At 40.9% G+C, this 12852-nt stretch carries 13 protein-coding genes; 9 read left to right on the top strand and 4 right to left on the bottom strand.

Annotated elements, in window-relative coordinates:
* Positions 1–3 precede the first annotated feature (3 nt).
* From HC725_RS08375 to HC725_RS08385, 3 genes are read left to right on the top strand one after another with little or no spacing between them, the layout of a single operon-like run.
* Positions 4–1038: a glycosyltransferase family 4 protein gene (locus tag HC725_RS08375; RefSeq protein ID WP_190331365.1), complete on the top strand. Its 1035-nt coding sequence runs from the start codon at positions 4–6 to the stop codon at positions 1036–1038.
* A gap of 16 nt (positions 1039–1054) precedes the next feature.
* Positions 1055–1552 carry a pantetheine-phosphate adenylyltransferase gene (gene coaD / locus HC725_RS08380; RefSeq protein ID WP_190331366.1) on the top strand — a complete coding sequence of 166 codons (498 nt, stop codon included), beginning with the start codon at positions 1055–1057 and terminating at the stop codon, positions 1550–1552.
* A 6-nt stretch (positions 1553–1558) separates the two neighbouring features.
* Complete coding sequence (locus HC725_RS08385; RefSeq protein WP_190331367.1) at positions 1559–2599, top strand: capsular polysaccharide synthesis protein; 1041 nt, start codon at positions 1559–1561, stop codon at positions 2597–2599.
* A gap of 199 nt (positions 2600–2798) precedes the next feature.
* Here the strand turns inward: HC725_RS08385 and mutM are convergent, their stop codons facing one another.
* The 4 genes from mutM to radC form a co-directional block, all read right to left on the bottom strand.
* Positions 2799–3608, bottom strand: a complete 810-nt coding sequence (gene mutM, locus HC725_RS08390) for a bifunctional DNA-formamidopyrimidine glycosylase/DNA-(apurinic or apyrimidinic site) lyase (protein ID WP_190331368.1) — start codon at positions 3606–3608, stop codon at positions 2799–2801.
* 90 nt (positions 3609–3698) lie between these two features.
* Positions 3699–3866 (bottom strand): 50S ribosomal protein L33, encoded by a 168-nt coding sequence (gene rpmG / locus HC725_RS08395; RefSeq protein WP_002535344.1) that lies wholly within the window; start codon positions 3864–3866, stop codon positions 3699–3701.
* Between the two features lie 13 nt (positions 3867–3879).
* Positions 3880–4116, bottom strand: a complete 237-nt coding sequence (gene rpmB / locus HC725_RS08400; protein WP_076589033.1) for a 50S ribosomal protein L28 — start codon at positions 4114–4116, stop codon at positions 3880–3882.
* A gap of 325 nt (positions 4117–4441) precedes the next feature.
* On the bottom strand, positions 4442–5116 hold the full coding sequence (radC, locus tag HC725_RS08405) for a RadC family protein (RefSeq protein WP_190331369.1): 675 nt from the start codon (positions 5114–5116) through the stop codon (positions 4442–4444).
* Positions 5117–5434: 318 nt separating this feature from the next.
* Here radC and coaBC point away from each other — a divergent pair, with 318 nt between their 5' ends.
* The 6 genes from coaBC to HC725_RS08435 all read left to right on the top strand — a co-directional run bounded on the left by coaBC (position 5435) and on the right by HC725_RS08435 (position 12651).
* Positions 5435–6640: a bifunctional phosphopantothenoylcysteine decarboxylase/phosphopantothenate--cysteine ligase CoaBC gene (coaBC, locus tag HC725_RS08410; RefSeq protein ID WP_190331384.1), complete on the top strand. Its 1206-nt coding sequence runs from the start codon at positions 5435–5437 to the stop codon at positions 6638–6640.
* A gap of 86 nt (positions 6641–6726) precedes the next feature.
* Positions 6727–7182: a dUTP diphosphatase gene (dut, locus tag HC725_RS08415; protein WP_194687905.1), complete on the top strand. Its 456-nt coding sequence runs from the start codon at positions 6727–6729 to the stop codon at positions 7180–7182.
* A 120-nt stretch (positions 7183–7302) separates the two neighbouring features.
* Positions 7303–7893 (top strand): nucleoid occlusion factor SlmA, encoded by a 591-nt coding sequence (gene slmA / locus HC725_RS08420; RefSeq protein ID WP_190331370.1) that lies wholly within the window; start codon positions 7303–7305, stop codon positions 7891–7893.
* A gap of 4 nt (positions 7894–7897) precedes the next feature.
* Complete coding sequence (gene lpxL, locus HC725_RS08425; protein ID WP_190331371.1) at positions 7898–8869, top strand: LpxL/LpxP family Kdo(2)-lipid IV(A) lauroyl/palmitoleoyl acyltransferase; 972 nt, start codon at positions 7898–7900, stop codon at positions 8867–8869.
* Positions 8870–8922: 53 nt separating this feature from the next.
* The gene (gene recG, locus HC725_RS08430; protein WP_190331372.1) at positions 8923–11040 is read left to right on the top strand and encodes an ATP-dependent DNA helicase RecG; all 2118 of its coding nucleotides are present in this window, start codon (positions 8923–8925) and stop codon (positions 11038–11040) included.
* Between the two features lie 243 nt (positions 11041–11283).
* The gene (locus HC725_RS08435; RefSeq protein WP_190331373.1) at positions 11284–12651 is read left to right on the top strand and encodes a uracil-xanthine permease family protein; all 1368 of its coding nucleotides are present in this window, start codon (positions 11284–11286) and stop codon (positions 12649–12651) included.
* The last annotated feature ends 201 nt before the right edge of the window (positions 12652–12852 follow it).

The following is a 12852-nucleotide window of genomic DNA, read 5'->3' on the forward strand; positions in this document are numbered from 1 at the left end:
ATTATGAAGATTTGTCACGTTAATCTTGCTTCTGGCTTTAGCGGTGGTGAGCGCCAAACTTTGCAGCTGATCAAGCAACAAGTAAGTGAAGGCTATCAACTCACTGTGGTTATGAATCCTAGAAGTGAACTGGTAAAGGAAGTGAGGAAGCTTGGTTGCCAAATTATTCTTGCCACTCACTTCACCAAATCACACAAAAAAAGCATTACTCAAGATTGCATTGTTATTCATGTGCATGAAGGACGAGCTATTTACTGGGCTCTAATACAACATCTGTTGTATGGCGTTCCTTATATTGTAACTCGAAGAATTGATAATCCAATGAAGGATAAATGGCTATCAAAACTAGCTTATCGTAAAGCCTCTGCGTTAATCGGATTAAGTAGAGAAATCGTCACTAGAATGTCTGAATTTAATCCGTTGAATAAGATTCATAAAATACCAAGCTCTCCTGTTCACTACGCGATTGATCAAAATAAAGTAGATGAAATATCGAGCCGTTATCATGGTAAATTCATTGTCATTCATGCAGCAAACATGCTGAAACATAAGGGATTTGATGTCACTGTTGCTGCTGCAAAAAAACTTGGTATCCAAAATCCAAGAGTGCAATTTTTATTACTTGGTGATGGGCCTGAAAGAGAAAAATTAGAAAGAGAAGCGACTGGACTAACCAATATTCAATTTATGGGTAAACAACGTGACATGGGAAATTGGTTTGCAGCTGCTGATCTACTGATTCACCCTTCTTATTCAGAAGGTTTAGGCTCGGTTATTCTTGAAGCAATGGGCGCTGGCTTACCGGTTATTGGTTCCAATGCTGGCGGAATACCCGACATTATTGATCATGAGCAATCGGGGCTTTTATGTGAAGCAGGTGATCATCAACAACTTGCTCAATGCATCGATCGCTTAGAAAATGATAAAGTACTGCGCCTTCAGCTACAAAAAGGTGGTAACGAAAAGCTAAAACAATTTGATATCGCTTATACTGCTTCTTTATACAAACAGCTCTACACCGAAGTTGCTGCCAAATAATATAAACGGATACAAGATGACTAAACTTACGACTAAAGCGATTTATCCAGGCACGTTTGATCCCATTACTAATGGGCATTTTGATTTGATCAAACGCAGTGCACGCTTGTTTGATCATGTCATTGTAGCAATTGCTGAAAGCCCAAGTAAAAACACTATGTTTAATCTGCAAGAACGGGTTGATATGGTGACAGAAGTGACTAAACATCTAAAGAACGTCACTGTTATTGGATTTTCCGGCTTACTAGTGGATTTTGCAAGACAGCAAAAAACCGATATTTTAATTCGCGGGCTTCGTACCACTATCGATTATGAGTACGAATTTGGCTTAACCAGTATGTATAAGAAACTGATGCCAGAATTAGAAAGTGTATTTTTAACCCCAACTGAAGAGTTCGCATTTTTATCGTCAACGATAGTACGAGAAGTGGCGATTCATGGTGGTGATGTTAAGCAGTTTTTGCATCCGTATGTCACTCAAAAAATACAAAATAAACTAACTCAAAAAAGATAGATTTCTATGAAATTTTCTAAGCAGATAAAATCATTAGATAGAAGAATAGCCCCATTAAGGAAATATTCTTCCATGATTAACCGACTATATAATCATATTTTAAATATTAATATTGATCATAGCTTTAATTCAGAAGAACAAAAGAAAAAGTTATCAGATAGAGCAAACCAGTCGTTAAATAAATTATTAGAGCCAACAAAAAAAACAATAAATAATAATGATATACCTAAAATAATTTGGATTTTTTGGGATTCAGGTTTCGATAATGCACCAGATGTCGTACACAAAAGTGTAAGCTCCTGGAAAAACATGAATCCTGATTATGAAATAAGATTATTAAGCAATGACAATATTAATGAATACATAGATTTTGATTTCAACTGTATTTTTAATCTATCAAGTATACACTGCTTACCAGCCATAAAGTCAGATATTTTACGGCTATACCTTTTAAGCAAATATGGTGGTATTTGGGCAGATGCGACAACTTTTTGCTTACAGCCCTTATCCTTTTGGCTAAAAGAAGCTTCTAGTCATTGTGGTTTATTCACTTTCAAACATAAATACAATAATACTCGTCCAATTGAAGTCTGGTTTATCGCCTCACCCAAAGCGTCCCCCATTATTAATGATACGCTAGCTAAAATCATAAACTATATTTTCAAACCAAGAGAATATTCGTTGTTCATATCGGGAAAGTTATCACTTATAAATAATGCTTTAATAGGCAAGGATTCACCCCAAAACTCACAAGCTATAATCAATGCTGAAAAGCTAGGATTTATGCCCTATTTTTCTACTGGTTACTTCTTTTACGAATCATTAAAAGAGCACCTATCCACTGAAAAACTGTCTATTTTTTTACGCTCAACTAGTGACATAAAAATGACAAATAAGCATGCTTTAACAAAAGATGATTTTGATGTTTTTTCTCATTCATTAATATCTAAACAAACTTATACCAATAGCTATATGTCCAGTGATCTATATAAAAGACGATTACAGTATCTGAGCACTCAATTTAAACCCCAAAAGAGTAATAAATGATAACTTTATCCAATGAGAATTACCTATCTGAAGGTAATTCCCGGTTATCCTATTACCATCCCGAAAATAAATATCTCCACTTAAAAAACAAAACAATATTTCAGCCTTCTCATTTCTCGCCTTGAAATTATACTGAAAAAAATGATCCCGCTTTTTAGATTTTTAACCTTTTATCAGATTGCTCTTAAGGGACGCTAAATTACTTCTGACAACGCTCACAGTAAAAACTATTTCTTTGCCCTATTTTCTCTTCGCTAATCAAGGTTAAGCAAATTGGGCAAGGTTTTCCGGCTTTACCGTACACTTGTAATTCTTGTGCAAAATACCCCGGTTTTCCATCGACTTGATTAAAATCTTTTAATGTCGTGCCACCTTGTTCAATAGCGCGTGCCAGTACTTTTTTAATCTCTGCGACTAATAAAGTAATTTGCTTTAACGTTAGTTTGTTAGCAGGGGTTTTGGGATGGATCTGAGCGCTGAACAAAGATTCACTCGCGTAAATATTGCCGACACCCACCACGATTTTATTGTCCATAATGAATTGCTTTGTTACTACCTTCTTATTGCGTGACTTCTCAAACAAATATTTAGCATTAAACTCTTCCGTTAAAGGCTCAGGGCCAAGATGCGCCATGACTTGATGCTCTGTGCCTTTTTCACACCACAGCCAAGCGCCAAAACGGCGAGGATCGTGATAACGTAAAACTTTGCCATTATCTAAAATAAGATCTACATGATCATGTTTGTTGGGGGCAATCAAAGAATCTAATACTCGTAAATTCCCCGACATGCCTAAATGAATGATTGCGCAGCCTTGGTCCGTTTCTATGATGAGATATTTAGCACGGCGAGAAATGGTAAGAATACGTTGTCCTTGCAGTAAAAGAATCTCTTCTGGTACTGGCCAGCGTAATTTAGGTTGGCGAACTTGGATCGTTTTAATTGTTTGGCCTAGAAGGTACGGAGTGATCCCCATCCGGCTGACTTCGACTTCTGGTAGTTCAGGCATGAATGCTCCTGTATCTCATAATACGAATATACAAAAAACCCAGCCTACCGAAGTAGTCTGGGTTTTAATTTTTAAAAAAGGTAAAACCAATTACTTGATTTTAGCTTCTTTGTACATAACGTGCTGGCGAACTACTGGATCAAATTTCTTGATCTCAAATTTACCTGGCATGTTACGTTTGTTTTTGTCAGTTGTGTAGAAGTGACCAGTTCCAGCAGATGATACTAGACGGATTTTCTCACGAATGCCTTTAGCCATTGTTCAATTCCTCTTATACGTTCTCGCCACGAGCACGGACATCAACAAGAACAGCATCGATGCCTTTCTTATCAATAATACGCATACCCTTAGCAGTTAGACGTAGTTTAACAAAGCGTTTTTCGCTTTCTACCCAAAAACGGTGAGTTTGTAGGTTCGGCAGAAAACGACGCTTGGTAGCATTTCGTGCGTGTGAACGGTTGTTACCCGTTACAGGACGCTTACCAGTTACTTGGCATACTCGGGACATGAATGTCTTCTCCAAATCGTTTCAGCTCGATATCACCTTGGGGCAAAAACCGCTATGGAAAAAACCATACCAAGGCTATCAAAGGTCGCGCATTATACTAACTTGAGTTGCATTGCTCAAGACCTGTACGGATCCTTTTCAGGAAAAACGCGATCTTTTTTTGAACAGGGCAGTTTTTTAAACGCTTTTTTGTATTAGAACAAAGAGCTGAATCAGGTTCTAAAAAATAGTGGCGGGATTGTAGCAGATTTTCTCGGACTCACAAGCGAAAAGGCCATCTATTTTCCCCATTCAAGTGTAATTTAAGTTATTCACCTTTTTATCCTCACATTAATCCCCTTTCAGCGAACGATACTACTTCTCCATCACCAATAACAAAGTGATCTAGAATTCGAATATCCACCAGGGCAAGTGCATTGACTAACCGTTTGGTAATTCGCTCATCAGCATTACTTGGTTCAGCAATTCCCGAGGGATGGTTATGAGCCAAAATTAAAGCCGCTGCATTATAATGTATAGCTTGTTTCACTATTTCTCTTGGGTAAACCGAAGCGGCATCAATTGTACCTTCAAACATGATTTCACCATGAATAACTCGGTGCTGATTATCGAGAAACAAGACATAGAAAGCTTCTCGATGCCGATCTCGTAATACGCTGCTTAAATATTGCTTAGTACTTTCAGGGCTAGTGAGCGCATCCCCTCTTTTCATCGTTTCAGCTAAATAACGCTTGGTCATTTCAACGACGGCTTGCAGTTGAGTATACTTGGCCGGTCCTAGTCCTTTATGTGCACAAAATTCCGTTTGAGTGGATGATAACAATGCTCTTAATGACCCAAATTTTTTTAGCAAATAATCGGCGAGTTCAATTACATTCATTCCTTGTAAACCTGTACGCAGGAAAATAGCGAGTAATTCAGCATCTGAAAGCGATTCGGCTCCACGAGCGAGAAGTTTTTCTCTTGGACGAGACTCTTGAGGTAACGACTTTAATGACATAACGGTAATCTATAAATAAAAGATAACCGGATAAAAGCAGCCTGTATGAATAGATACAAATACAATCTATTTATTCATGCCTTTAATCTTAAAAATGAAGCTGCATTGCACTATTATCAAAACTAATGAGAGTAAGCGCATACCCATCACATCAAGTTATATATGATTATTTTATAAATTTAACGAAAAATTATAGGTTTTGTGCAACACCATTTTACAAAACCTATGGTAAAGTTGGCTTAGATTTCATCGATGAGAATGGTTATGTCAGATCTAAATATTACCGCCCCTACGACAACAATACCGCAAGCCTCAATAATCCAAACTCTAGCAGGAAAAAATATTCTACTTGGGATCAGCGGTGGTATCGCAGCTTACAAATGTGCAGATCTAACCCGTCGTTTAATTGAACGCGGTGCGCAAGTTCAAGTGGTAATGACTCCTGCAGCCCAAGAATTCATCACGCCTTTAACGATGCAAGCGGTGTCTGGAAAACCAGTATCGATGAGTTTATTAGATCCTGCAGCCGAAGCCTCGATGGGACATATTGAACTGGCAAAGTGGGCAGATTTAATCTTGCTTGCCCCTGCAACCGCCGATCTGATCGCTCGCCTACGTGCTGGTATGGGCAATGATTTACTTTCCACTCTCATTTTAGCGTCTGATGCTCCAGTTGCAGTAGCGCCAGCGATGAATCAACAAATGTATGCCAACACTGCTACTCAAGAAAATATCAATGCGTTAAGTCAACGTGGCATGATGATGTGGGGGCCCGCTGCAGGGCAACAAGCCTGTGGTGATATTGGTTACGGACGAATGCTAGAACCAATGCAACTGGTTGGTTTATGCGAACAGTTTTTCGGACCTAAGCCTCTTAGCGGTATAAGCATTGCGATAACTGCAGGGCCGACACGTGAAGCCATTGATCCGGTGCGTTATATTTCAAACCATAGTTCGGGCAAGATGGGCTTTGCCATTGCACAAGCTGCCGCTCAAATGGGTGCACAAGTAACGTTAATTAGTGGCCCGGTTTCACTGGCTACACCGAGTAATGTCAATCGAATTAATGTTGATAGTGCTCAATCGATGTTTCAAGCTTCCATGCAACAAGCCACGACCCATCAAGTTTTTATTGGCTGCGCGGCAGTCGCTGATTATCGACCAAGCCAAGTAGCGAATCAAAAAATCAAGAAAACCAGTGATAATGATGAGATGACCATTACCATGGTGAAAAATCCAGACATTGTCGCATCAATTGCAGCGCTTAAAGAAAACCGTCCATTCACAGTCGGGTTTGCAGCAGAAACACAAGATGTCGAGCACTATGCACGTGGAAAACTTGCTCGAAAAAATCTAGATATGATTTGCGCTAATGATGTTTCACAGCAAGGTTTAGGTTTCAATAGTGATGACAATGCTCTGCATATTTATTGGCAAGATGGTGATAAAAACCTCGCCGTTGCCAGTAAACTACAATTGGCCCAGCAATTACTTAAGATTATTGCTGAACGATTTACGCCTTAGACTTAAAGCTGCAGGTTTGTTGGCTACGTTAAACCAAAAACCAATACTTTTTATTACTGATTCTTTTACAGATAGATCTGAATATTATGAAAAAAATTGATTTAAAAATCCTCGACAGTCGTATTGGCAAACAATTTCCACTTCCTGCTTATGCAACTGAAGGTTCTGCAGGCTTAGATTTACGAGCTTGTTTAGATGACGCGCTGACGGTTGAACCAGGCCAAACTCATTTAGTTCCAACCGGTCTTGCCATTCATATTGGCGATCCTAGTTTAGCGGCCACCATCCTACCTCGCTCAGGTTTAGGTCATAAGCACGGTATTGTATTGGGTAATTTAGTGGGTTTAATTGACTCCGATTATCAGGGGCAATTGATGGTTTCAGTGTGGAATAGAGGCCAAGATACCTTTACCATTGAACCGGGCGATCGAATTGCTCAGTTAATGTTTGTTCCTGTCATCCAAGCTGAGTTTAATCTGGTTGAAGATTTTAATGAAAGTGATCGTGGAGAAGGCGGTTTCGGACATTCAGGGAAAAGCTAATAGCTTATTCGTCATCCCAAAAGTGAAGAATAAGCAGTTTAGGATCACCCTATTGCGCTGCAGGACGGATGAAACTTACCAATATTCGCTTTAAACCAAATAATCAAAGGAAATCGCCCCATGGCTGGCCCTAAAAAACACAATCGCCGCGAAGAGATTTTGCAAGCCTTAGCCCAGATGCTGGAATCAACCGATGGCGCTTCACGCATTACTACCGCAAAACTGGCTAAACAAGTCGGTGTTTCAGAAGCGGCGCTATATCGTCACTTTCCTAGCAAAGCGAGAATGTTTGAAGGTTTAATTGAATTTATCGAAGATGCGCTATTGTCCCGTATCAACCGTATTCTCGATGAAGAAAAAGACACGCTCAAACGTATCCGTTTAGTTCTACAATTATTACTTGCCTTTGCTGAACGTAATCCTGGATTATCTCGTATTATGTCAGGTCATGCTCTTATGTTTGAAAATGAGCGCCTGCGTAGTCGTATCAACCAATTATTTGACCGAATTGAAGCCCAGTTGCGTCAAATATTACGCGAACGCCAATTACGAGAAGGAAAAAGCTTTCCGGTTAGTGAGTCGGTTCTCGCCGCTCAATTACTCGGGCAAGTCGAAGGCAGCTTAAACCGCTTTGTTCGTTCTGATTTTAAGTATCAGCCAATGGCGAATTTTGAGCAGTACTGGGAATTATTAAGAGCACAAATAGAGTAATAAGATGTCAGATAAAAAAGCTTCGCCTCAATCAGAATCTTTAGTGAACTTCATTCCGCCAAAGTTTTCACTGTCTTTATTACACCCTAAATACTGGGGGGTATGGTTTGGCTTTGGTTTATTAGCATTGTTAGTCAACATTTTACCTTACCGTGTTCAATTTTGGCTTGGGCGTGGATTAGGTCTCTTTGCCATGTTCGTCGCCAAAAAGCGTGTTCATGTTGCTCGTCGAAATTTGGACCTCTGTTTTCCCGAACTCAGCAACACTCGCCGCGATTATATTGTAAAAGAAAACTTCAAAAATACTGGCTTTGCTTTATTTGAAAGCGCCATCGCTTGGTTTTGGCCAAACTGGCGTTTAAAGCGAATTGTGGGATATCACCACGTCGATCGTTTAACCAAGTTTGAAGATGAAGGTCGAGGAACATTGATCTGTGGAGTGCATGCATTAAACGTAGAGCTGACCGCTCGCTGCTGTTCGTTATTCTCTCCTGGCTATGGCGTATATCGACCGCATGACAATCCAGCTTACAACTATATTCAGCATTGGGGCCGTACTCGTTTTGGTAACATTATGGTCGATCGTAAAGACGTCAAAGGCATGCTGAAAGTTCTGCGTAAAGGTAAAAAACTATTTTATCTTCCTGATCATGATTATGGCTCAAAGAATGCGGTCTTCGTCCCTTTATTTGCAGTAGATGAAGCCAGCACCACCATGGGTACAGGTGTATTAATTGATGCCAGCAAATGCGCAGTTCTACCTGTTTCATGCTTTAGAACTGGCTTTCGTTATGACTTCAGAATTGAACAAGATATTAGCCATCAATTTCCACGTCGAGATGCTGAAGGTGCTGCACGCGTAATGAATCAAGTAGTTGAGAAACTCATTTTGCGTGGCGGAGATCAATGGATGTGGGTGCATAAGCGCTTTAAAAGTATGCCAGATGGACAAAATAAAGGCATTCGCTACAAATAAATTTAGCGCCTAATTTTGCACAAGTTCACCATTGCACTCATAAGAGAATATTCATGCCCAATGCCACCTTGTTATCTGCTATGCCTCTCTCTTCACTTTCAGGTGTTGGTGCAAAAGTAGCGGAAAAACTCAGTAAAATTGGGCTGAAAACCATTCAAGATCTGCTGTTTCATCTTCCGTTACGTTATGAAGATCGCACTCGTATTTACCCAATGCCACAATTGCATGCAGGATTATTTGCTGCCGTTCAAGGTAAAGTGATGCATTGCGATACCCATTTCGGGCGCCGAAAAATGCTGACAGTTAAAATCAGTGATGGCAATGGCACCGTCACGTTACGCTTTTTCAATTTTAATGCTGGTATGAAAAACAGCTTTGCTGAAGGTCGCCTTCTTTATGCTTATGGTGAAATAAAGCGTGGCGGGATCGGGCTTGAAATCATGCATCCAGATTATCATTTCATTACCAGTGAAGATGGCCCAGAGCTTGAACAAACGCTAACCCCAATTTATCCAACCACCGAAGGTCTGCGTCAAACCACCTTAAAAAACCTCACTGACCAAGCATTAGATCTGCTTGATAAAGCCGCCGTGGGTGAACTGTTACCCAATGGTTTATACGATCATCAAATTTCACTAAATCAAGCGCTGCATATTATTCATCGCCCGCATCCTAGTTTGAATATGCAAGAGTTTGAGCAAGGTAAACATCCCGCTCAACGCCGCTTAATCATGGAAGAACTATTGGCACAAAATCTGTCCATGTTAGATATTCGTAGCCAAGGGCAACAAGACTCAGCGCTGCCACTGACCTGCTCTGGAACACTTAAACAGCAACTACTCGCCACCTTGCCTTTTACTCCGACCAATGCACAAGCACGAGTGGTGCAAGAGATCGAAAGCGATTTGATCAAACCTCACCCAATGATGCGTTTAGTACAAGGCGATGTTGGTTCAGGTAAAACCTTAGTTGCAGTATTGGCGGCAACGCAGGCACTAGAACAAGGTTATCAAGTGGCATTAATGGCACCAACGGAATTACTAGCAGAACAGCATGCAATTAATTTTGCGCAGTGGTTAGAGCCTCTCGGCATCAAAGTTGGCTGGCTATCAGGAAAAATAAAAGGTAAAGCCAAGCAAACACAGTTGGATACGATTAAGTCTGGCGAAGCAAAAATGGTAGTTGGCACTCATGCGCTATTCCAAGAACAGGTCGTATTTGATCATTTAGCCTTAGTGATCATCGATGAACAGCATCGATTTGGTGTCCATCAACGATTAGAGCTGCGAGAAAAAGGCAAAAAACACATCGGTAATAATCAAACCGCCAATTATCCACATCAATTAATTATGACGGCGACACCGATTCCCCGAACCCTCGCTATGACAGCCTATGCCGATCTTGAAACCTCGGTGATTGACGAGCTTCCACCGGGGAGAACACCTATTCAAACAGTGGCGATTGCCGATACTCGCCGCCAAGATATTGTAGAACGAGTCCGTTTAGCCTGCGGCTCTGTCGCGGATGGAAAAGAAGGCAAGCAAGCGTATTGGGTGTGTACTTTAATTGATGAATCTGAAGTATTAGAAGCACAAGCGGCGGCTGATACGGCCGAAGAATTACAGCGTCAATTACCTGAACTTAATATTGGTTTAGTTCATGGACGGATGAAGCCAGCCGAAAAACAACGGGTTATGCAACAGTTCAAACAAGGCGAGCTACAGTTATTAGTTGCGACCACCGTGATTGAAGTTGGAGTGGATGTACCTAATGCCAGCTTAATGATCATCGAAAACCCTGAGCGTTTAGGGTTATCTCAATTACACCAATTACGTGGTCGAGTGGGACGAGGTTCAGTCGCCAGCCACTGTGTATTACTTTATCACGCACCATTATCGAAAACAGCCCAAAAGCGCTTAGGTGTACTACGCGAAAGCAATGATGGTTTTGTCATTGCACAAAAAGATTTGGAAATTCGGGGTCCTGGAGAAGTACTTGGCACGAAACAAACAGGAGTAGCTGATTTTAAAATCGCCGAGCTCATGAGAGACCAATACTTGATCCCCGAAGTACAACGCATCGCACGCCATATTCACCAACAATATCCCCAAAATGCTAAGGCGATAATTTCAAGGTGGCTTGGCGATCGAGATATTTATGTTAAGGCTTAAGAATCGTTTGTCATCTCAAAAGTAAGGTACATGCTATTGGGATATCCAACAACTCGTTGAAATTCTAATTACGCAAAAAAACCTGAACTGGACTCCTTCATCATTTTTCAAGGTGACAAATTTAATACCTGTCCCGTTCCACTCAAAAAAGGCAAACGTTTGCTTTTTAGTGTCAAATTCCTATAATACGCATCTTAATATACTGACTACTTAGTCAATATTCTTGCGGAATAAAGGATCCCCATGAACACGCCCAATGCACCGCGCCCAACTGAATTAGTCTACCAACTCAATGAACGCCCACCGCTACCGCAAACGTTATTTGCAGCCTTACAACATTTGTTAGCCATGTTTGTTGCTGTGATCACGCCTTCTCTTATTATTTGCCAATCTTTGGGCGTGCCAACTGATCAAACCAATACCATCATTAGCATGTCTTTATTTGCATCTGGAATTTGTTCTTTTATTCAAATTCGAACTATTGGGCCAATTGGTTCAGGGCTACTTTCGATCCAAGGCACCAGCTTTAACTTCCTCGGTCCAATTATCGGGGCAGGTTTATCGCTTAAAGCTGGAGGCGCATCGATTGAAACCATGATGGCCGCCATTTTTGGTACCATTTTAGTCGCTTCTAGCGCTGAAATTCTGCTTTCTCGTATTTTGCAGTACGCTCAAAAAATCATTACGCCATTAGTGTCTGGTATTGTGGTAACGCTCATTGGCTTAACCTTGATTCAAATTGGGTTAGTTTCCATTGGTGGTGGCTATGGTGCGATGGCCAATAATACTTTTGGCAGCTTAGATAACTTGGCTTTAGCGGGAATAGTATTAGGCTTAATTGTGATATTAAACCGTGCTAAAAATCCATACTTACGCGTAGCATCCATTGTGATTGCCATGTTTGCTGGCTGTATTGCCGCCTACTTTATGGGCATGCTAGATTTCAGCCAACCCACTACACACAAAATGATTGCACTACCGATCCCAATGCAGTTTGGCCTTGATTTTGATTGGTCTTTATTTATCCCACTGGTTCTGATCTTTTTGATCACGGCTCTAGAAGCCATTGGTGATATTACCGCGACCTCTGAAGTATCAGGTGAACCGGTTGATGGTCCAATTTATTTAAAACGCATTAAGGGTGGTGTTTTAGCCGATGGTTTGAACTCAGCCATTGCGGCAATTTTCAATAGCTTTCCTAACTCAACTTTCAGCCAAAATAACGGCATCATTATGCTCACAGGTGTTGCGAGTCGTTATGTCGGTTACTTCATCTCGGCAATGTTGGTTTTATTAGGCTTATTCCCAGGTGTGGCTAATTTTGTGCAGCTAATTCCTGAGCCAGTTTTGGGCGGAGCCACCATCGTGATGTTCGGCACCATTGCAGCTGCTGGTGTGCGCATCATTTCGCGAGTTGATCTTGATCGTCGCGCGATTTTGATCATGGCGTTGTCTTTCTCTATGGGACTTGGTATTGCGCAAAAACCAGAAATTCTGCAATTTATGCCTGATGTGATCAAAAGTATTTTCTCATCTGGTGTCTCTGCAGGTGGGATCACCGCTATATTGCTGAGCATGTTTTTGCCAGCAACCGCTCATAAACAAGACTAAAAATTAACATTCAAGTTGATGGTTGGAGATCCTGAACTGCGTTCCTTCGTCACTTTTCAGGATGACGGGAATTTAACGCTGTCATCCCAAAATCGAGGCACGAGCTGTTTGGGAACTCCAACAACATGTTGAAATTCAAACTAGCAGTAGGTGCTCCTGAGCTGCATTCTTCGTCACTTTTCAGGATGACGGGAATTTAAC

The sequence above is a fragment of the Vibrio sp. S17_S38 genome, from assembly GCF_014694375.1.
In the GTDB taxonomy this organism is placed as follows: Bacteria; Pseudomonadota; Gammaproteobacteria; order Enterobacterales; family Vibrionaceae; genus Vibrio.